The organism is Arthrobacter sp. KNU-44 (assembly GCF_051843155.1).
Taxonomy (GTDB): Bacteria; Actinomycetota; Actinomycetes; order Actinomycetales; family Micrococcaceae; genus Arthrobacter.
Map to the genome: position 1 here is coordinate 3,870,641 of NZ_JBPXNG010000002.1, position 20,093 is coordinate 3,890,733.

23 protein-coding genes and 1 riboswitch are annotated in these 20,093 nt (G+C 63.7%); of the genes, 20 read left to right on the plus strand and 3 right to left on the minus strand.

Going from position 1 to position 20,093, the window contains the following annotated elements; genetic code table 11:
• Positions 1-102 precede the first annotated feature (102 nt).
• Complete coding sequence (gene ffh / locus ACSVHC_RS19155) at positions 103-1,668, plus strand: signal recognition particle protein (RefSeq protein ID WP_437770677.1); 1,566 nt, start codon at positions 103-105, stop codon at positions 1,666-1,668.
• 103 nt (positions 1,669-1,771) lie between these two features.
• Complete coding sequence (locus ACSVHC_RS19160) at positions 1,772-2,521, plus strand: alpha/beta fold hydrolase (protein WP_345449956.1); 750 nt, start codon at positions 1,772-1,774, stop codon at positions 2,519-2,521.
• A gap of 24 nt (positions 2,522-2,545) precedes the next feature.
• Here ACSVHC_RS19160 and thiC read toward each other — a convergent pair whose 3' ends face one another.
• Positions 2,546-4,351 carry a phosphomethylpyrimidine synthase ThiC gene (gene thiC / locus ACSVHC_RS19165; RefSeq protein ID WP_437770676.1) on the minus strand — a complete coding sequence of 602 codons (1,806 nt, stop codon included), beginning with the start codon at positions 4,349-4,351 and terminating at the stop codon, positions 2,546-2,548.
• Positions 4,347-4,454, minus strand: a riboswitch (TPP riboswitch). (Overlaps the previous gene by 5 nt.)
• Positions 4,455-4,546: 92 nt before the next feature.
• Between thiC and ACSVHC_RS19170 the strand changes: the two genes are divergently transcribed.
• From ACSVHC_RS19170 to ACSVHC_RS19255, 18 genes are all read left to right on the plus strand, one after another.
• Positions 4,547-5,641 carry an amidohydrolase family protein gene (locus ACSVHC_RS19170; RefSeq protein ID WP_439181216.1) on the plus strand — a complete coding sequence of 365 codons (1,095 nt, stop codon included), beginning with the start codon at positions 4,547-4,549 and terminating at the stop codon, positions 5,639-5,641.
• A gap of 78 nt (positions 5,642-5,719) precedes the next feature.
• Positions 5,720-6,598: a VOC family protein gene (locus ACSVHC_RS19175; RefSeq protein WP_437770674.1), complete on the plus strand. Its 879-nt coding sequence runs from the start codon at positions 5,720-5,722 to the stop codon at positions 6,596-6,598.
• Positions 6,599-6,668: 70 nt separating this feature from the next.
• Positions 6,669-7,112 carry a hypothetical protein gene (locus tag ACSVHC_RS19180; RefSeq protein ID WP_437770673.1) on the plus strand — a complete coding sequence of 148 codons (444 nt, stop codon included), beginning with the start codon at positions 6,669-6,671 and terminating at the stop codon, positions 7,110-7,112.
• A 195-nt stretch (positions 7,113-7,307) separates the two neighbouring features.
• The gene (gene rpsP / locus ACSVHC_RS19185) at positions 7,308-7,730 is read left to right on the plus strand and encodes a 30S ribosomal protein S16 (protein WP_059387673.1); all 423 of its coding nucleotides are present in this window, start codon (positions 7,308-7,310) and stop codon (positions 7,728-7,730) included.
• 1 nt (position 7,731) lies between these two features.
• Positions 7,732-7,974 carry an RNA-binding protein gene (locus tag ACSVHC_RS19190; RefSeq protein WP_028267532.1) on the plus strand — a complete coding sequence of 81 codons (243 nt, stop codon included), beginning with the start codon at positions 7,732-7,734 and terminating at the stop codon, positions 7,972-7,974.
• Positions 7,975-8,103: 129 nt separating this feature from the next.
• A complete protein-coding gene (rimM, locus tag ACSVHC_RS19195) occupies positions 8,104-8,667 on the plus strand; it encodes a ribosome maturation factor RimM (protein WP_437770672.1) in 564 nt (187 codons plus the stop codon).
• A 1-nt stretch (position 8,668) separates the two neighbouring features.
• On the plus strand, positions 8,669-9,514 hold the full coding sequence (gene trmD / locus ACSVHC_RS19200; RefSeq protein ID WP_437770671.1) for a tRNA (guanosine(37)-N1)-methyltransferase TrmD: 846 nt from the start codon (positions 8,669-8,671) through the stop codon (positions 9,512-9,514).
• A gap of 287 nt (positions 9,515-9,801) precedes the next feature.
• Entirely contained in the window at positions 9,802-10,161 is a 360-nt protein-coding gene (gene rplS, locus ACSVHC_RS19205; protein WP_234752061.1) for a 50S ribosomal protein L19, read from the plus strand.
• A 78-nt stretch (positions 10,162-10,239) separates the two neighbouring features.
• Positions 10,240-10,917 carry a signal peptidase I gene (gene lepB / locus ACSVHC_RS19210; protein WP_437770670.1) on the plus strand — a complete coding sequence of 226 codons (678 nt, stop codon included), beginning with the start codon at positions 10,240-10,242 and terminating at the stop codon, positions 10,915-10,917.
• Positions 10,918-11,865, plus strand: a complete 948-nt coding sequence (gene lepB, locus ACSVHC_RS19215) for a signal peptidase I (protein ID WP_437770669.1) — start codon at positions 10,918-10,920, stop codon at positions 11,863-11,865.
• Positions 11,865-12,602, plus strand: coding sequence for a ribonuclease HII (locus ACSVHC_RS19220; RefSeq protein WP_437770668.1), 738 nt, complete (start codon positions 11,865-11,867; stop codon positions 12,600-12,602). Before lepB (ACSVHC_RS19215) ends, ACSVHC_RS19220 begins: the two co-directional genes overlap by 1 nt.
• A 78-nt stretch (positions 12,603-12,680) precedes the next feature.
• Positions 12,681-13,025, plus strand: coding sequence for a DUF2469 domain-containing protein (locus tag ACSVHC_RS19225; RefSeq protein WP_028267525.1), 345 nt, complete (start codon positions 12,681-12,683; stop codon positions 13,023-13,025).
• A gap of 113 nt (positions 13,026-13,138) precedes the next feature.
• Positions 13,139-13,495: a YraN family protein gene (locus ACSVHC_RS19230; RefSeq protein WP_437770667.1), complete on the plus strand. Its 357-nt coding sequence runs from the start codon at positions 13,139-13,141 to the stop codon at positions 13,493-13,495.
• The gene (locus ACSVHC_RS19235) at positions 13,496-15,037 is read left to right on the plus strand and encodes a YifB family Mg chelatase-like AAA ATPase (RefSeq protein ID WP_439181217.1); all 1,542 of its coding nucleotides are present in this window, start codon (positions 13,496-13,498) and stop codon (positions 15,035-15,037) included.
• Between the two features lie 11 nt (positions 15,038-15,048).
• Positions 15,049-16,275, plus strand: a complete 1,227-nt coding sequence (gene dprA, locus ACSVHC_RS19240; protein WP_437770590.1) for a DNA-processing protein DprA — start codon at positions 15,049-15,051, stop codon at positions 16,273-16,275.
• Between the two features lie 63 nt (positions 16,276-16,338).
• Positions 16,339-16,530: a hypothetical protein gene (locus tag ACSVHC_RS19245; protein WP_437770589.1), complete on the plus strand. Its 192-nt coding sequence runs from the start codon at positions 16,339-16,341 to the stop codon at positions 16,528-16,530.
• Positions 16,531-16,586: 56 nt separating this feature from the next.
• Positions 16,587-17,513, plus strand: coding sequence for a tyrosine recombinase XerC (locus ACSVHC_RS19250; protein WP_437770588.1), 927 nt, complete (start codon positions 16,587-16,589; stop codon positions 17,511-17,513).
• Between the two features lie 260 nt (positions 17,514-17,773).
• A complete protein-coding gene (locus tag ACSVHC_RS19255; RefSeq protein ID WP_078108617.1) occupies positions 17,774-18,277 on the plus strand; it encodes a DUF3145 domain-containing protein in 504 nt (167 codons plus the stop codon).
• 110 nt (positions 18,278-18,387) lie between these two features.
• Here the strand turns inward: ACSVHC_RS19255 and fabF are convergent, their stop codons facing one another.
• Both fabF and ACSVHC_RS19265 read right to left on the minus strand, forming a co-directional pair.
• Positions 18,388-19,623: a beta-ketoacyl-ACP synthase II gene (gene fabF, locus ACSVHC_RS19260; protein WP_241710849.1), complete on the minus strand. Its 1,236-nt coding sequence runs from the start codon at positions 19,621-19,623 to the stop codon at positions 18,388-18,390.
• A gap of 140 nt (positions 19,624-19,763) precedes the next feature.
• The gene (locus ACSVHC_RS19265) at positions 19,764-20,009 is read right to left on the minus strand and encodes an acyl carrier protein (RefSeq protein ID WP_028267518.1); all 246 of its coding nucleotides are present in this window, start codon (positions 20,007-20,009) and stop codon (positions 19,764-19,766) included.
• Between the last annotated feature and the right edge of the window lie 84 nt (positions 20,010-20,093).

Consider the following 20,093-nt stretch of genomic DNA (forward strand, 5'->3'; position numbering starts at 1 on the left):
AGTCCCTCAGTTGAGTCAGATTTGTTTGGGGCAGGAATCGTCAAGATATTGGTGCGTCGGAACGGCCGCCATTCGTAGACCATTGAAAGAAGTGCACGGCGCGTGTTCAATTCACTCTCTGACCGGTTGACAGCAACCTTCAAGAATCTCCGTGGCAAGGGCCGCCTCACCGAGGCCGACGTCGACGCCACCGTCCGGGAGATCCGGCGTGCCCTGTTGGACGCCGACGTTGCCGTTCCCGTGGTCCGCGAGTTCACAGCCCGCATCCGTGAACGCGCCCTGGGCGCCGAGGTTTCCGCGGCCCTGAACCCGAGCCAGCAGATCGTCAAGATCGTCAACGAGGAGCTCCAGGAGATCCTGGGCGGCGAGACCCGCCGTATCCGAATGGCGAAGACCGGCCCCACAATCATCATGCTCGCCGGTTTGCAGGGTGCGGGTAAGACCACCCTCGCGGGCAAGCTTGCCAAGTGGCTCAAGGCCCAAGGCCACAGCCCCGTGCTGGTTGCCGCCGACCTCCAGCGTCCCAACGCCGTGACCCAGCTCCAGATTGTCGGTGAACGCGCCGGAGTTCCCGTCTTCGCGCCGCACCCGGGGACCACCTCGGATCTGGATGTTCCCACCGGCGACCCGGTCGCCGTCGCGCGCTCCGGCGTCGACGAGGCCCGCCAGAAGCTGCACGATGTCGTGATTGTCGACACCGCGGGACGCCTCGGCGTCGACGCCGAAATGATGGACCAGGCGCGCCGCATCCGCCAGGCGATCATCCCGAACGAAGTGCTGTTCGTGATCGACTCCATGATCGGCCAGGACGCCGTCAACACGGCGGTTGCCTTCGATGAAGGCGTCAACTTCACGGGTGTCGTGCTGTCAAAGCTCGACGGCGACGCGCGCGGTGGTGCCGCCCTCTCGGTTGCGTCGGTCACCGGAAAGCCGGTCATGTTCGCGTCCACCGGCGAAGGCCTCGACGACTTCGAACTGTTCCACCCGGACCGCATGGCTTCCCGCATCCTCGATATGGGTGACGTTCTCACCCTGATCGAGCAGGCCGAGAAGAACTGGGACAAGGATGAAGCGGCCCGGATGGCGAAGAAGTTCGCCGACCAGGAAGACTTCACCCTGGACGACTTCCTCGCCCAGATGCAGCAGATCCGCAACATGGGTTCCATGAAGAAGATGCTCATGATGATGCCGGGTGCGCAAAACATCCGCCAGCAGCTGGAGCAGTTCGACGAGCGTGAAATCGATCGCGTGGAGGCAATTGTCCGCTCCATGACCCCGCATGAGCGTTTGGCTCCGAAGATCATCAACGGTTCCCGTCGTGCCCGCATCGCCCGTGGTTCCGGTGTCCACGTCTCCGAGGTCAACGGCCTCCTGGAGCGTTTCGCGCAAGCCCAGAAGATGATGAAGAAGCTGGCCCAAGGCGGCGGAATGCCCGGGATGCCTGGCATGCCCGGACTCGGTGGTGGTTCCCGCAAGGCGAGCAAGAACGCACCCAAGAAGAAGGCCCGTTCCGGAAACCCCGCCAAGGCGGCCCAGGAATTGCGCGACGCCGAGAACAAGCGGGCGAACGCCGTTCGCACCGGCGCGGCTTTCGGCCAGGGTACCGGCGACTTCGACCCCTCCCAGCTGAACCTGCCCAAGGGCTTCGACAAGTTCCTCGGTAAGTAGCTATCCCACCCAACTAGCTAGCAGTAGGTGTCGTTTTGACGGCTCAGAACGGCATCAACTGCTAGTGAGTTGGGTTGTCAGCCCCGTGCCATAGGCTGGGGGAATGCAAAAGCAGCGCGTTGTGTTCGTCCATGGAGCAGGCACATTCGGCGCTGCCGCGTGGCCGAAACAGCACGGCATGGCGTTGGCGTACGATGCACTGTTCCTGAAACGCCACGGCTTTGATGCGCAGGCCGAGCCTCTGGAATCCGATGTTGCCGCCGACGTGGACATTATCCTGGAGTGCCTCGGAGGGCGGGAGGCCGCGTCAGGTTCCGGCCCCGCACGTGGAGGCCATATCGTAGCGCACTCCCAAGGCGCGATTTCAGCCATGTTGGCCGCGGTGGAGCGGCCCGACCTAGTCCGGTCCCTCGTGCTGGTGGAACCGGCTTGTCTTTCATTGACGGCTGAGTTGCCCGCTACCGCGGCTTACCGGGCACTCATGGAGCCGTTGTTCCGGATCCGGCACGAACTCAGCGATGACGATTACCAACGCGAATTCGTCCGGAGGGCGTTTTCCTCCGAGGCGGCCGTTCTCAGTACCCCGGAGGCCCGTCGTACCGCCCGACGCCTGCGGCTCCAGGCCCCGCCTTGGGAAGCGCCCCTGCATATCGTGCCCGGTGTCCCCACACTTGTCCTGACCGGTGGTTGGGAACCCCTTTACGAAGAGATCGCCGGCTACTTGCAGGAAACCGGTGCCCTCCACCGCGTTGCGGCTGGAGGACACCGGCCTCATGATTCAGTTGAAGGAGACCGGATGATCCGGTCCTTCATCGCGGATGTCAGCCGCGCCGGATCAGTGCAAGCTTCCTGATTAGTTCAGGCTTTCCGACGTCGCTCAACGTTTTCCTGCGGGAACCTCGAGCTCGGGCAAGTAGACCTTGCCGCCGGATGCCAGGAATTCCTCGCTCTTTTCGCGCATCCCGCTGTACATTTCCGCGATGGCCGCCTGGGAATCCGCCGAGCCGTATTCGTCGCGGATGTCCTGGCTGATGCGCATGGAGCAGAATTTCGGTCCGCACATGGAGCAGAAATGCGCCGTCTTGGCCGGTTCCGCCGGGAGCGTCTCGTCGTGGAACGCTTCGGCCGTGACCGGATCCAACGACAGCGCAAACTGGTCACGCCAGCGGAACTCGAAGCGGGCCTTGGACAGGGCATCGTCGCGTTCGTGGGCGCCGGGGTGTCCCTTCGCAAGGTCGGCTGCGTGGGCGGCGATTTTGTAGGTGATCACGCCCGTCTTGACGTCGTCCTTGTTGGGCAGGCCCAAGTGTTCCTTCGGGGTGACGTAGCAGAGCATCGCGGTTCCGTAGCGCGCGATCTCCGTGGCGCCGATAGCCGAAGTGATGTGGTCGTAGCCCGGTGCAACGTCGGTCACGAGCGGGCCGAGGGTGTAGAACGGTGCGCCGTCGCACAACTCCTGCTGCCGCTCGACGTTCTCGCGGACGAGGTGGAACGGGATGTGCCCGGGGCCCTCCACCATGACCTGCACGTCGTACTTCCACGCCCGCTTCGTGAGCTCCCCGAGCGTGTCGAGCTCGGCGAACTGCGCGGCGTCGTTGGCGTCCGCCGTCGCTCCCGGACGCAAGCCGTCACCCAGCGAGAACGCGACGTCGTACTTGGCGAATATTTCGCAGAGTTCGTCGAAGTGCGTGTAGAGGAAGTTTTCCTCGTGGTGGGCCAGGCACCAGCCGGCCATGATGGAGCCGCCGCGGGAAACGATGCCCGTCACGCGGTTGGCTGTCAGCGGAACGTAGCGCAGCAACACGCCGGCGTGGATGGTCATGTAGTCCACGCCCTGCTCGCACTGTTCAATGACGGTGTCGCGGAAGATCTCCCACGTGAGCTTGTTGGCTTCGCCGTTGACCTTCTCGAGGGCCTGGTAGATGGGCACGGTGCCGATCGGCACGGGGGAGTTGCGGATGATCCATTCGCGGGTGGTGTGGATGTCGTCGCCCGTGGACAGGTCCATCACTGTGTCGGCGCCCCATTGCGTGGCCCACTGCAACTTGTCCACTTCTTCGGCGATGGAGCTGGTGACAGCCGAGTTGCCGATATTGGCATTGATCTTCACCAAGAAGGCCTTGCCGATGATCATCGGTTCGGATTCGGGGTGGTTGATGTTGTTGGGGATGATGGCCCGGCCGGCGGCGACTTCGCTGCGGACGAGTTCCACATCGCAGTTTTCGCGAAGTGCAACGAACTGCATTTCGGGCGTCACGATGCCCTGCTTGGCGTAGTGCATCTGTGTCACGGTCTTGCCGTCGACGGCGCGGCGGGGCACCGGTTGTGCGCCCTTCCACTCTGCGGAGGCGGCGCCGCGGCGCACGGCCGACTTGCCGTCGTCGAGCAGGTTCCGTTCGCGGCCGCTGTAGGCCTCGGTGTCACCGCGGGCTTCGATCCACTCGCTCCGGAACGGCTCGAGGCCGACCACAGGATCACTCCCGGGCCCTGCAGTCCGGTACACCTGGAAAGGCGTGTTGGCCTCGCCGTTGGGGGACGGCTCCAGGGCGATTTCAGTCACCGGAACCCGGATTCCCGTCTCGGCATCCTCCAGGAACGCGAGGGAATGCGACTTGAGGGATTGTGTCACCTCTTGCGGCGATCCGTTTTGGATAGGGCTCAGCTGTGATTCTTTGGTGCTCAAAGGATTACTCACTTCCTTCGCCGGCATTACCCGGACAGGTTCAACGGTCGCAGGCTGCGTCAGCCTGATCTCAGCCCTTGCAAGGGCCCCCGTGTGGTCGTAGACGAAGCTACCACAGCAGAGAGCTCCTGAGACAGATGTGACCAGGACAGCTGTGACGGGGCCGGCGACGGCGTCGGAGTCTAGGGTGGAATCATGGCGGAAATCATCGAATTCAGCGGCACCGTCCTCACCGGGCCGGAGGAGGAACGTCGCGGCCTCTGGTCGGTCAACGGACGGTTGACCTTTCTGCGGCCTGCTGCCGCACCGGACGTCGTCCTGGCCGGATGGGTGCTGCCCGGCCTTGTCGATGCGCACTGCCATGTTGGCTTGGGCAAGGGCGGGGCCGTCGACGACGAGACTGCGCGCCTGCAGGCGACGGCGGACCGGGACGCCGGGACGCTCTTGATCCGCGACGCCGGATCCGCAAGCGACACGCGGTGGCTGCAGCGCCGCACGGACATGCCGAGAATCATCCGCGCGGGCAGGCATATCGCGAGGCAACGCCGTTATATCCCCGGGCTGGCCGAAGAAGTCGAGCCGGAGGATCTGGCGGAGGCGGTGCGCAAGCAGGCGCAGTCCGGAGACGGCTGGGTCAAGATCGTCGGGGACTGGATCGACCGCTCCGCCGGGGATCTCGGCCCGTCCTTTCCGGCCGCCATCGTCAAGGACGCCGTCGCCGCGGCACACGACGAGGGAGCCAGGGTAACTGCCCATTGCTTCGCCGAAGGGACTATCGACGACATGCTCGACGCCGGCATCGACTGCATCGAGCACGCCACCGGCCTCCTGCCGCACCATATTCCCCGGCTGTTGGACCAGGATGTGCCGATTGTCCCCACCCTCATCAACATTGCGACCTTTCCGGACATCTCGAAGCAGGCGGAAGCGAAGTTCCCGCGATACGCCGCCCACATGACCATGCTGTGGGAGCGCAGGCATGAACGCGTCGCCGAGGCATTCGACGCCGGAGTGCGGGTGTACGCCGGGACAGATGCCGGCAGCGTCATCAAGCACGGCCGGATCGGTGAGGAAATCCTGGAATTGCATCGCGCGGGCCTTCCGGCGGCCGCCGCCCTCGATGCCGCCTGCTGGTCCGCACGCGAGTGGCTGGGGGCCGACGCCATCAGCGAAGGTGCCAGTGCCGACGTCGTGCTCTACGCAAACGATCCCCGCGCGTCCCTTGAGGTGGTGCTGAATCCGCGATGCACCGTGCTGAGGGGACATATTTCAGGGAACGCCGGGCATTAGGAATAAATTGAAGCTTCAAGTAATTTAGATAGATAGAGGTAGCCGAAGGGCGGCGCCACAAAAAGCCGGGAGTTTAACATGACCATCGCATCCAGCCAGGATCTCCTTCCTGCCGAACTCACCATGGGTACTGTCATGCTCAAAGTGGGGGACATGAAGCTCATGGGCGACTACTACCAGCGGGCGCTGGGGCTGGACGTGGTCGCCGAACAGGATGGCGGGCTCTATTTCGGCAGGCTCGGCAAGCCGTTGGTGCACCTCGCGCCGGCGTCCGGGCTCCAGATTCCGGGTCGCGGGGAGGCCGGACTGTTCCACACGGCTCTGCTGTTCGAAGACCAATCCTCGCTCGCCGCGACTGTTGCCTCCGCCGCGCAATACGAGCCCCACGCTTTCGTCGGCAGTGCGGACCACCTGGTCAGCGAGGCCTTCTACTTCACCGACCCTGAGGGCAACGGCATTGAGCTCTACTACGACAAACCCCGCGAAGGCTGGGAGTGGAACGGCAGTTCGGTCGTCATGGACAGCCTGCCGCTCCCGCCGCAGCGCTACCTCCAGCAATACCTGAGCGAAGCCGCGGTCGCGGGCCAGCACGAGGCCGGCGCCGGCGTCGGGCATGTCCACCTCCAGGTGGGCGACGTGCGGACCGCCCATGATTTCTACGTCGACACCCTGGGCTTCGAGCAGACCGCCGGCTGGCACGGTCAGGCCTTGTTTGTCTCCGCGGGCGGCTACCACCACCACATGGCCATGAATGTCTGGAACAGCCGCGGTGCAGGTCCGCGCAAGGACACACTCGGCCTCGGCGAGGTGGTCATCGAGGTTCCGTCAGGAGACGACGTCGGCGCGCTCGCCGACCGCCTCAAGGTTGCCGGTATCGCGTCCCACCACACGGGCCAGGAGTTGCGCTTCGAGGACCCGTGGCGCAACCGGCTGCGGGTCGCCGTCCGCTACGCTTGATCCGACGACGTGGCGCATTTCGGCCGCCGCGCCGCAGCTCCGTTGGCACGAACGAATGAGAGTACTTTCCATGGGCTTTGCTGAAATCTTTGTTGCCACCCACGATGAAGCACTCAAGAGGGCCGCTGCCCTGGAGAAGGGCAGCGACGTATCCGGCGCCGCAGTACGGATCCCGGGAATCAGCGATTTCGAAGTAGAACAGCTCGGCGACCTCGCCGGGACCGCCGTGCATGCAAGCGGGGCCGACTATGAGCTTTCTTTGGTGGACGTCACCAGCGACGCCTTGCTGGGCGTCCCCGAAGCCATGGTGCGCGCCCTGTCCGAGCTCCTCAGCTACGAGACCGAAGGGGAGGGAAACGTCCTCGACGACGTCGCCGAAAGCTGGGCGGCCCAAGAGGACATGCCCTTTGATGCCCAACAGTCCCGTCTGTACGTCCAGCAGTTGGCGGCCCTCGCGAGCGACGTCGAAAAGGCGGAGCGGGCCGGTCTTTACGTCTGGTCCGCAGGCGAGTAACCCCGCAGTAAACCGGCCGCACGGACTGCGCGTTCGAAATACTGTCCGCCATCTGGCACAATGGACAGGTACTCGATCCGCACGGCCCCTCTCTCCGTGTGTGCATCTTGTCCTTGGAACCCTCAAGTATGGCCCGCCCCACGGGTGCAGAACGACGGGCTCAACCCCGTTTCAGAAACAGGAGTGACCACAAAAGTGGCCGTAAAGATTCGCCTTAAGCGCTTCGGTAAGATGCGCGCACCGTACTACCGCATCGTCGTCATGGACTCCCGCGCCAAGCGCGATGGCCGTGCGATTGAAGAAATCGGCAAGTACCACCCCACCGAAGAGCCCTCGTACATCGAGGTCGTCTCCGAGCGTGCACAGTACTGGCTGTCCGTCGGCGCCCAGCCGACCGAGCAGGTTGCCGCGATCCTCAAGATCACCGGTGACTGGCAGAAGTTCAAGGGTCTCCCGGGCCAGGAAGGCACGCTGAAGACCAAGGTCGCCAAGCCTGCTTTCGTTGCACCGGAGAAGGGTTCCGTCATCATCCCGGAAGCCATCACCAAGAAGGCCAAGCAGTCGGAAGCAACTGAAGCTCCCGCTGACGCTGAAGCAGAGACCACCGAGGCTGAGTAAATTGCTGGCAGAAGCGCTCGAGCACTTGGTCCGTGGGATCGTTGACAGCCCTGAGGACGTCAAGGTCAGTGCCAAGAACAACCGCCGCGGGGAATCCCTCGAGGTGCGTGTTCACCAGGACGACCTCGGACGGGTGATCGGCCGCCAAGGTCGCACCGCACGCGCTTTGCGCACTGTGATTGCGGCATTGGCGGGTGGCGAGCAGGTCCGGGTCGACGTCGTCGACACCGACCGTCGCCGGTAACGCGCTCAGCAATACTTGTCTTAAATCCGGCCCCTTCACCAGATTATGGTGGAGGGGCCGGATTGTTTTACGAGCAAACCCCCAGCCTTGGTCCCTAAGCCGGCCCAGCGAAGAAATCAGAGGAACCCCATGCAGCTCCAGGTTGCCCGAATCGGCAAGCCCCACGGAATCCGCGGCGAAGTCACCGTCCAGGTGCTCACCGATGCCCCCGGCGATCGTTTCGTCCCGGGAACCGAATTTGTGGTGGAGCCCGCAAAGGCCGGTCCCTTGACCATCACCAGCGCGCGGTGGAACAAGGACATCCTGTTGCTCGGTTTCGAAGAGATCTCCACGCGCAACCAGGCGGAGGAAATCCGCGGCGCGAAGCTGTTCATCGAGACCGAAGAGCTGGAAGAGAACGACGACGAAGGCTGGTACGAGCACGAGCTTGTCGGTCTTGAGGTCCGTGTCGGCTCGCAGGTCGTAGGTAAAGTGACTGCACTCAACACTATGCCCGTCCAGGATCTGCTGGTCATTGAAGACGCTGACGGCAAGGAAGTCCTGGTGCCTTTCGTCGAAGAGATCGTGCCCGAGGTCAACGTCGAGGACGGCTACGTTCTGCTCACCCCTCCGCCGGGCCTCTTCGAACTGAACACCGATGCTTCCGGCTCTGACTCTGAAGAGGACGACGCTGAAACCAAGGATGACGCCTAAAATGCGCATCGACGTCGTCAGCATCTTTCCGGAGTACCTGGCGCCACTCGAGCTTTCCCTCATAGGCAAGGCCCGTCAGGATGGGCTCCTGGAGCTGAATGTCCATGACTTGAGGACCTTCACCATGGACAAGCACCGCACCGTGGACGATACTCCGTATGGCGGCGGTGCTGGCATGGTCATGAAACCCGAGCCCTGGGCCCAGGCCCTGGAATCAATTGCCTCCGAAGCAAGTGCCGAAGCCGGACGTCCCGAAGCCGAGGGCTCATCGGAGGGCCCGACGACGAAGCCGGTCCTGATCGTCCCGTCGCCTGCGGGGGAGCGCTTCAACCAGGCCCTTGCGTATGAGCTCGCCGAGGAAGATCGGCTCGTTTTCGCCTGCGGCCGCTATGAAGGCATCGACGAGCGCGTCATGGAATGGGCGGCAGGCCACTTCACCGTCCGCCCGGTCAGTCTGGGCGACTACGTCCTCAACGGCGGCGAGGTTGCAGTCCTGGCCATGGTCGAAGCCATTGGGCGATTGCTTCCAGGCGTCGTCGGCAATCCGGAATCGTTGGTGGAGGAATCCCATTCGGACGGCTTGCTGGAGTACCCGGTCTACACGAAGCCGTCGTCATGGCGCGATCGTGACGTGCCCGCCGTCCTTTTAAGCGGCAACCACGGCAAGATCGCCCAGTGGCGCCGCCACGAACAGTTCCGACGCACGGCCGAACGCCGCCCGGACCTTCTCGCAGAGTTCGACGCCGGCCGCCTGACACGTGCGGACCGCACCGTTTTCGGGGACCTCGGGTACGACGTCGTCGACGGCCGGTTGCGGCGCCGCCCGGACGCCGACCTCCCGGACTGAGCCCGTCGTCGTCGGGCGGTTTGTCCACCGCCCGAGCGCAACAACCGGCCCGCATCCGCGGGATTGGCCGGAACTCCCGGGGTGTGGCAGAATTAACCCTTGTGTCTACTGGGTTCGCGCCTGCCACAGGGGGAGCGTCACCAACAGCCTGACAACCCGGAACCGCCAATCAGTGGCGGTACCGGACTTGAAAATCTTCGGCGGTGATTTCCGGACGGCCTTGCGCCCCGGGCTTGCCCGCCGTGACCCAAAGTGGATGACCTGTGGCGTTCACCAGGAGTGGATTAATGCATATCCTCGATAACGTAGATGCAGCTTCGCTGCGTAACGATGTTCCCGAGTTCCGCGCGGGTGACACCATCAAGGTTCACGTGAACATCATCGAAGGCAAGAACTCCCGTGTCCAGGTTTTCCAGGGCTTCGTCCTGGGCCGCCAGGGTGACGGCGTTCGCGAAACCTTCACGGTCCGCAAGGTCTCCTTCGGTGTCGGCGTAGAGCGTACCTTCCCGGTGCACTCCCCGATCATCGACAAGATCGAGGTCGTCACCAAGGGTGACGTCCGCCGCGCCAAGCTCTACTACATGCGCGCACTGCGCGGCAAGGCTGCGAAGATCAAGGAAAAGCGCGACTTCGCCACCGGCAAGTAGGTCTTTCGACCAACAGCGGGTCCTGGATTCGTGTCCGGCCTGCGCCGGAGAAATCCGCAACGCAACAGGAAACGAATCATGGACCACGCAAAACGCCAGCCCCGGAAACAGGGCTGGCGTTTTGTTTTGCTCGCACTTGTCCTGGCCGTGGCTATCAGTGGGCTTGTCCGGTCGTTGTGGCTCGACGTCTACTTCATCCCCTCTGAGTCCATGGAACCGATCCTGGGCACCGGAGACCGCATCCTTGTGTCCCGGACTGATTTCGCCGCAGGACCTATTCGCCGTGGAGACATCGTGGTCTTCGACGGCAGGGGAACCTTTGCTCCGCTGAACAGCGGCAAAGGGCCGTTTGCCGACGCAGTGGCCGCCGCCGGCCACTGGCTGGGCCTGACTGGAAGTGACACGACATACGTCAAACGCGTCATCGGGCTTCCCGGCGACCACGTCGTTTGTTGTGGCACCGATGGCAAACTCACAGTCAACGGTCAGCCGCTTGAGGAACCCTATCTGTATCCCGGCGACACGCCGAGCGAGCAGAGGTTCGACGTCATCGTTCCGAGCGACCGATTGTGGCTCATGGGGGACCACCGTTCACGATCGGCCGATTCGCGCAGCCTTCTGGGTGCACCCGGCGGAGGAATGGTGCCGCTGGAGCGTGTCATCGGGCGTCCGGTCCGGATTATCTGGCCGCTTGATAGATTTGCAGAACTGCCTCGCCCTGCGCAGGCCGGTACAACCTCGAAGAACGGACAATAGATGCCCGAGACAACTCCCGGGAAGCCGGAACGGCACGACGGTGACGCCAGGCCCCTGGACGGACCGTCTGCTCCCGCCACGGAACTTTCAGCGGACGAGGCCGATCCGGCACCGGGGAGCGCGACCGGCTCGACGGCGGTCCAGCCCGCGGAACAGGAGTCTCCGCGCCGCGCTGCACGGCGGAATTCGAGGCTGGAACCGGGCGAAAGCGATCGGTCCGAAACTGCTGCCAAAACCCACGGCAGTCCGTTCCTCGGCTGGCTCAGGGAGATCGGCACCGTGGTGGTCATCGCGATCGTCTTGTCCTTCCTGATCAAGACCTTCCTGTTCCGTGCTTTCTTCATTCCCTCGGAGTCCATGGTCAACACCCTTGACGTCGACGACAGGATCTTCGTCAATCTGCTGGTGCCGCAACCCTTCGCGTTGGAGCGCGGTGACGTCGTGGTCTTCAAGGACGCACAAGGATGGCTGCCGCCCACGCAGAAGGCGACGCCCGGGCCCTTCAAATGGTTCCAGGACGGTCTCGTCTTCGTCGGACTGCTTCCGGACGAGACCAATCAGCACCTCGTCAAGCGCGTGATCGGCCTGCCGGGGGACAGGGTTTCCTGCTGCGACAGCTCAGCGCGGGTCAGCGTCAATGGAACGGTCCTCAACGAGAGCTATATCAATCCTGCCCAAGTTCCCATGGCCAAGTCTTTCGATGTGGTGGTCCCTGCGGGCAAAATTTGGGTTATGGGCGACAACCGTAACAACTCCGCCGACTCCCGTGAACACCAGTCCGTCAATGGTGGTTTTATCGACATCTCCGACGTCGAGGGCAAAGCCACGGTTATTGCCTGGCCGATCAACCGTTGGCAGATCCTTGACAACCACTCCGAGGTCTTCCGCAACGTTCCTTCGCCGTCGCCCCAGAACACGGCTTCACCTACGGCCCCAGCGAGCAAGTGATGGTTCCGGGCGGGACAGGAGCGGAAACTCCGGTTCGGACGCAGCGGAAACCCGCCGCGAGGACCAAGCACGCTCCTGATTTTCCGACCCTGGAGGTCGAACGGGGGTTCCTGTCTCCGGGGGTCACGCTTCTGGCCGGTGTCGACGAAGTGGGCCGCGGAGCCCTCGCCGGACCGGTGTCGGTGGGGATCGCCGTTGTCGATCTCCGTGACCACGGCCTGCTCGCCGATGTCCGCGACAGCAAGCTTCTCAAGCCCGAGGACCGCGAGCGGTTGGAACCGCTGGTACGCGAATGGGCGGTTGGCTCCGCAGTGGGCCACGCAAGTTCAGCGGAGATCGATGCGCTGGGCATTGTGGGGGCCCTGCGCCTTGCCGGAACACGCGCCTGGTTCGAGATTCTCGCCTCGGGCGTGCATCCGGACCTCGTCTTGCTGGATGGGAGCCACAACTGGCTCTCGCCCCAGACCCAGGGTTCCTTGTTCGACGTCGAGCCATCTGGTCCTGCTTGTGAGGCGCCGGTGCACACCCGGGTGAAGGCGGACATGAGCTGCCTCAGCGTGGCGGCCGCCAGCGTGTTGGCCAAGGTTGCCAGGGATCGCATCATGATTGAGCTGCACGAGGAATATCCAGCTTTCGGCTGGAACGAGAACAAGGGATACGCGACCTCTTTCCACCGCGATGCCATCAGGTCGTTGGGTCCCACGCCGTACCACCGGACCAGCTGGAACCTGGTCTAGCCTCTGCTTTTCCTTGACTTGGCTGCCGTCCGCCCAGCCGTGGCGGCGTGCGCGGCCTCTATGGTGCAAGATGGATCTATGAGTGCCGAGGATCTTGAGAACTACGAAACCGACATGGAGCTCCAGCTCTACCGCGAATACCGCGACGTCGTTGGTTTGTTCAGCTACGTTGTCGAGACCGAACGCCGGTTCTATCTTGCAAACCACGTTGACCTGCAGGCGCGCAGTGCCGACGGCGAGGTCTATTTCGACCTCACCCTCCAGGATGCCTGGGTTTGGGACGTCTACCGTTCGGCGCGTTTCGTGAAGAATGTCCGGGTCATTACCTTCAAGGACGTCAACGTCGAAGAACTGCCTCGTAACGAGGAACTTTCCCTGCCCAAGGACGGCGACCTAGGCGATCTGGGCAACCTGGGCAACTAGGAAAGCCCGCCAACTTCTCCTCCACACCGTCTGGCTGACGGAGTTTCCCACATAGCCAAACTGCCCCCTGTCTTCGGATTCTCCGCTCCTCCAGGCTGGAAGCGGAGGTGGTCATGAAAGCCAAAGACTTGCTGGGCCGGCACGGTGAAACGTTGGCCGTAGCCTTCCTTGAAACGCAGGGAATGCGGATTGTGGACCGCAATTGGAGATGTTCCGAGGGCGAGATCGACATCGTTGCGCTCGACGGCGACACCTTGGTGATTGCCGAGGTCAAGACCCGGAAGAACCTGGCCTACGGGCACCCATTCGAAGCGGTCGGCGCCGCGAAACTTGCCCGGCTCCATCGGCTGGCCCTTTCCTGGTGCCGCGATCACGAGCTTCGCGCGCTGCGCCGCCGGGTGGACGTGGTGGGAATCATCGACGACGGGGTGGGGGAGCCGCAGCTCGAACACCTCAGGGGTGTGGGCTAGATGGGAGTCGGCCGGAGCTACTCGGTGGCGCTGTTGGGCCTGAACGGCTACATCGTGGAGGTCGAGGCGGATATCGGCCAAACCCTCCCAAGTTTCGTGATCCTTGGGCTGCCGGATGCTTCCCTGAACGAAGCCAAGGAGCGCATCCGCTCCGCCGCACAGAATTCCGGCATCCCGCTGAGTCGTCGGAAGATCACCGCAAACCTGATTCCGGCCTCGCTGCCGAAGCGTGGCTCGGGTTTCGACCTCGCGATCACCATGGCTGTGTTGCGCGCTGCTGGTGATATCCGTTCCACCGAAGGCACGGTCTTCATCTCCGAGTTGGGACTGGATGGCCGGTTGAGGCCGGTGCGCGGCATCTTGCCGGCGGTCATGGCGGCTGTTCAGGCAGGCCACCCCGAGATTGTTGTGGCCCAGGCCAACGTCGCCGAGGCAGAGTTGGTTCCCGGGGCGGTGGTTCGTGGCTACAAGACCCTGGCCCGACTTGCGTTTGATTTCGGGGCCGATCCGCAGGACCTGGCCCTGGATTATGACCCGGCCGACGGTGACGTTCCGGGGGATCAGGACGTCGGAGCCGCGGTTGTTCCGGATCTTTGTGATGTCTCGGGGCAGGGGGATGCCCGGCGCGCCTTGGAGGTTGCGGCGGCCGGGGCGCATCATGTGCTGCTTTGCGGTCCGCCCGGTGCGGGCAAGACGATGCTTGCCGAGCGGCTCCCGGGGCTCTTGCCGGATTTAGGGGACCGGGAAGCCATGGAGGTCACCGCGATCCATTCGCTTTCGGCTGTCCATGTCGACTCGGTACAGCTCTTGCGCCGGCCGCCTTTTGAGAATCCCCATCACAGCGCGACCGCCGCGGCAATCATCGGCGGTGGATCCGGCCTGCCGCGGCCCGGGGCGGCATCACGGGCGCACCGTGGCGTTTTGTTCCTGGACGAGGCACCCGAGTACGAACGCCGGGTCCTGGACGCCCTGCGGCAACCTCTGGAAAGCGGAGAACTCGTCATCCATCGCTCCGCAGGCACGGCCGCATATCCGGCCCGTTTCCAGCTGGTCCTCGCGGCGAATCCTTGCCCGTGCGGGAAGGCCACCGGCAAGGGAGTCGATTGCACCTGCACCCCGGTGATGCGTCGCCGCTACTTCGGGCGCATGTCCGGGCCGTTGCTGGACAGGGTAGACATCCAGCTCCAGGTGGAACGTGTTTCCCTCGCGGACTTTGGGCAATCCGGTGCGGAGGAGGACACAGCTACTGTCGCCGGGAGGGTCCATGCCGCCCGGTCGCGGCAACGCGAACGCTTGGGGAGTTTAGGGATGGAGACCAACTCGCAGGTTCCCGGGCGTGTACTGCGCGGCGAACTGCGACTCCCTTCCGCGACCACGAAGATTCTGGATACTTCCCTGGAACGTGGAATCCTCACGGCCAGAGGCTATGACCGCGTCTTGCGTCTCGCCTGGACCCTTGCTGATCTGGGCCACAGGGACCAACCTCACAGCGACGACATAGGACAGGCCCTCGGCTTGCGGCAGGCGGTTGCGGCCGCATGAAAGGACACGCCATGACTGAACTCGGCCAGCAGCTCACCTCTGATGTTCCAGACCGGAGCAGGGAGCGATTTGCCCGGGCAGCGCTATCGCGGCTGATGGAACCGCAGGATGCCGCCGGACTCGCGCTGGTGCAGGCCGCCGGGGCCGTTGATGGCCTCAGAATCGCGATCGGCGAGCTCGCTCCCGGACCCGGGCTTGAGCAGGAAGTGGCTTCCTTGTTGGTGGACAGCGGGGTTTCTTCCGCCGGGGCCGGATTGGCCGCTGCGTTGCTCCGGTGGGCGCCCCGGATCCCGGACCTTGCCCCGGAACGCGATCTTGCCACGATGCAACGCCTCGGTGGCCGCATGATCATCCCTGGGGACCCGCTGTGGCCCGCGCAGTTGGCAGACCTGGGCCTTCATGAACCGCTGTGCTTGTGGTGGCGGGGACACGAATTGGAGTTCCCACCCGTACGTCGGGTCGTGGCGCTTGTCGGCTCGCGGGACAGTACGAGCTACGGGGCCTCCGTCACGGGTGATTTCGCCTATGGGCTGGGTCAGCGTGGCTGCACGGTCGTGTCCGGAGGGGCCTACGGGATCGACGCCCACGCACACCGCGGGGCCTTGGCCGGGGGCACAAACGACATGCCGACCATCGCGGTGATGGCCGGGGGAGTGGACCGATACTATCCATCCGGAAATGAGGATCTGTTGCGTGCCGTGGCAAACCAAGGTGCGGTCATCGCCGAGGTTCCTCCGGGCTCGGCACCCACCCGTTACAGGTTCCTCCAGCGGAACAGGATTATCGCGGCCTTGGCATCCGTGACAGTGGTAGTGGAAGCGCGATGGCGTTCGGGTGCACTGAATACGGCCCATCATGCTGAATCCATCGGCAGGTCGGTCGCCGCGGTCCCGGGGTCCATCCACAGCGCCAACTCTGCCGGCTGCCATCGGCTCCTCCGGGATGGCGGGGCTGTTTGCGTCACGGACGTCGGGGAGATCGCTGAACTGGCGGGGTCGAGCGGTGAGGGGCTCGTCGGGGACAAGGAAACGGCAGCCTCGGACCACGACGGGCTCACCCTCGAGGACCTGATCCTGCTCGACGCGTTGCCCGTCCGCTCGACGAGCTCGGTGGAGAAGCTCGCGATCGTTGCGGGACTCAGCCCCGAGTCTGTCAGGGCAGGTCTTGGGCGCCTCAGTTTGTTGGGCTTGGCGGTATCAGTGAGCGGCGCCTGGAAGAGGGCGGGGAAACAGGAATAAACTATAGATAGTCGACTATCAGTTAGCGCAGGTTGACGTAGCTTCGATGAGGATGATGTGGACATGATGAAGTCAATGGCGCAACCCGCGAAGTTCGTGATTGGACAGCAAATCGGGCTCTTGCTGATCGTGGGAGCAGTCTTGTTCGTCCAAGGCGGCCGTGGTCCGGTGTGGCTTTGGGTTCTTTTCGCCGTCTGGCAGGGGTTGCTCCTGTGGCAGTACTACAGGATGTACAGGTCCATCGCTCATAGGTGAACGTGGCCGACGTGGCAATGCCAGCCACCGGGCCCCGCGGCTGGCACAGTGGAAGTGTGCAAGAGAATCCGCTCCCCGAAGCACTCGCCGGGTCCGTTCGGGACTTCCGGCGTTACCTCGAAAGTGAACGGGCCAGGTCCGCCCACACGGTGCGGGCGTACATCGCAGACGTCGAGAGCCTGCTGCGCTTCGCTGTGGCGGAGGGCGTAGGGCAGCTCGCAGAACTGGAACTCGGCACCCTCCGGCGCTGGCTGGGGGCGCAAAGCGAATCCGGCAAGTCCAGGGCAACACTCGCCCGGCATGCCGCGACGGCCCGCGCATTCACCTCCTGGGCCCTGCGCGAAGAACTCATCGCCTCAGACCCTGCTCTTCGCCTTCAGGCCCCCAAGCGGGACCACACGCTCCCTGGAGTCCTTCACCAGCAGCAGGTCGCCAGGATCTTCGAAAACCTGTCAGAGTCAGCCGCGGACGGCTTTCCGATGCCGTTGAGAAACCGCGCCCTCGTCGAACTGCTCTACGCCACGGGGATCCGCGTCGGCGAGCTCGCCGGCCTGGACATCGACGATCTCGATGCGGACCGCCGGACTCTCCGCGTCCTCGGCAAGGGCAACAAGGAACGGACGGTGCCCTATGGGGTCCCGGCCGCCCTCGCCGTCGACGACTGGCTCCGTCGCGGCCGTCCACGGCTCGCAACAGAGCGTAGCGGACCGGCACTCTTCCTCAGTTCCAGGGGTAACCGCATCGATCAGCGCCAGGCCCGCAGCGTCGTCAACGACCTCCTGGCGGCCCTCGGGGATACCGCGGCAACCGGACCCCACGCCCTTCGTCACACTGCCGCAACCCATTTGCTCGACGGCGGGGCGGACCTGCGTGCCGTGCAGGAAATTCTGGGACACAGCAGCCTCGCAACAACCCAGATCTACACCCATGTGTCAGTGGACCGGCTTCGCAAGAGCTATCAGCAGGCCCATCCCCGCGCTTAGAGACCTGGAAACCGTGCAACACTTCGAGGAGTCCCAAGGAAGGAAATCCGTCTGTCCGGGAATCGCACTGGCGTAATTCCGGTCTGTACGGCAAAATGAAAGCACTGTGGGGAAACTTTCAACCAAAACTTGAATGTTCTTCCGTTGCGGAAAAAATCATAGATAGGTAGGGAAACCAGAACAGCGCGGCACCCGCGCAGCAAAATTTCATCCAGGCAGAGGTCGTTGGGGAAGACGTACCTACAGCTATGGAGGATGGAATGTCTGTTGCAATAACCCGCGGTGTCTTGTTTGTGCATTCGGCCCCTACCGCGTTGTGCCCTCACGTTGAGTGGGCCATCGGATCGGTCGTTGACAAGCGGACCGATCTTGAGTGGACCCCTCAACCTGCCGCGCCCGGAATGTTCCGCGCTGAGCTCTCCTGGGCGGGAGTCCCTGGAACGGGCGCGCAGCTGGCTTCGGCTCTGCGTGGGTGGGCGCACCTTCGTTACGAAGTGACCGAGGAGCCGAGCCAGGGCGTGGACGGCGCGCGTTGGTCGCACACACCGGAGCTGGGAATTTTCCATGCCGTCACGGATGTCCATGGCAACATCATGGTGACAGAGGACCGAATCCGCTACGCCTACGAGTCGGGTGCTGGAGATCCTGCCGCCGTCTACCACGAACTATCCTTGGCGCTCGGTGAAGCCTGGGACGAAGAGCTCGAGCCGTTCCGCCACGCCGCTGAAGGCGCCCCTGTGCGCTGGCTCCACCAGGTCGGTTAGGCAACACCATCTCGGACAGGGAACAAAGTACCGAGACTGTTTTCCATAGCAAAGAGGAGGGCCCCACCACGGTGGGGCCCTCCTCTTGTGCCTCGAACCTGCAGCGACTGTCAGACGTTGCGGATGGCGATGACGGCGTTGTGGCCGCCGAAACCGAAGGAGTTGCTCAAAGCGACGATGTCGCCGGCAGGCAAAGTGCGTGCCGAAGTGACGACGTCGAGCGGGATCTCCGGATCCTGGTTCTCAAGGTTGATGGTCAACGGAGCCTGGCGTTCGTAGACGGCAAGAACAGTCAGCACTGCTTCTACGGCCCCTGAAGCGCCCAACAGGTGGCCCATCTGCGACTTCGTGGCGGAGACCGCCACATTGTCGACGTGGGCACCCAGTGCGGCACGGAGCGCCGTGTACTCGGGCTTGTCACCGACAGGCGTCGAGGTGGCGTGGGCATTGACGTGCACAACGTCCTCGGCCTGGATGCGGCCATCGAACATGGCAGCCTTCAAAGCGCGGGTAGCGCCCAGGCCTTCCGGGTCCGGTGCCGTGATGTGGTAGGCGTCGGCTGTGACCGAAGTACCGGCGAGCTCAGCATAGATGCGCGCACCGCGGGCGATCGCGTGCTCTTCGGCTTCCAGGACCAGGGCGCCGGCGCCTTCACCCATGACGAAGCCGTCTCGGTCGCGGTCATACGGCCGCGAAGCGTGCTCGGGATCGTCATTGCGGCGGGAGAGGGCCTGCATCGAGGAAAACGCGGCGAGGGGCATCGGGTGGATGGCGGCTTCGGCACCACCGCACACGACGACGTCGGCCTTGCCCGAGCGGATGAGATCCAGGCCGAGGTGCATCGCTTCGGTGCCGGAAGCGCAAGCAGAAACCGGAGTGTGTGCACCGGCGCGGGCGCCGAGGTCAAGGCTGACCGCGGCGGCGACGCCGTTCGGCATGAGCATCGGGACCGTCATGGGAAGAACCCGACGGGGGCCCTTTTCCCTCAGCGTGTCCCAAGCGTCCAAGAGCGTCCAGACGCCACCTATGCCCGTGGCGAAAGCCACCGCAAGGCGGTCGTGGTCGATTTCGGTGATACCGGAATCCGCCCAGGCCTCGCGGGCGGCGATGACACCGAACTGCGTGGACGGGTCCATGCGCTTGGCTTCAACGCGGCTCAGAACCTCGAGGGCCGGCGTCGAGCACCGGGCGGCAAAGTGGACCGGAAGGTCATACTTGGCAACCCACTCGTCCTCGAGTGTGTGGGCACCGGAGACCCCTTTGAGCGCGTTCTTCCACATCGTGGGGACGTCGCCGCCGATGGGCGTTGTGGCGCCCAGACCGGTTATGACTACTTTGCGTGCCATGAGATCACTCTCTGTCGGATCAGCCAACCCACGTGCTGTTCTCACTGGGGAGGCAGGAAAAAACTCTGGGAGATATAGCAGCTGTGCCGGGCTTCGGATGCAACAGGGCGCACCCGAAGTCCGGCACAGTTGAGGCCAGGCTAGGCCTGTGCGTTCGAGATGAAGTTGACGGCGTCGCCGACGGTCTTGAGGTTCTTGACCTCTTCGTCCGGGATGCGCACGCCGAACTTCTCTTCAGCGTTGACGACGATGGTCATCATGGAGATGGAGTCGATGTCCAGGTCCTCGGTGAAGGACTTGTCCAGCTCCACGGCTTCGGTGGCGAGGCCGGTCTCTTCGTTCACGATTTCAGCCAGGCCGGCCAGGATTTCTTCGTTGCTAGCCATTGTTGGCTCCTTTTCTTGTTGTGCCGGCTATTGCCGGAAATGGGGGCAAACCGCGGTTACGGCTTGGGTTTCAAAGCACTATTC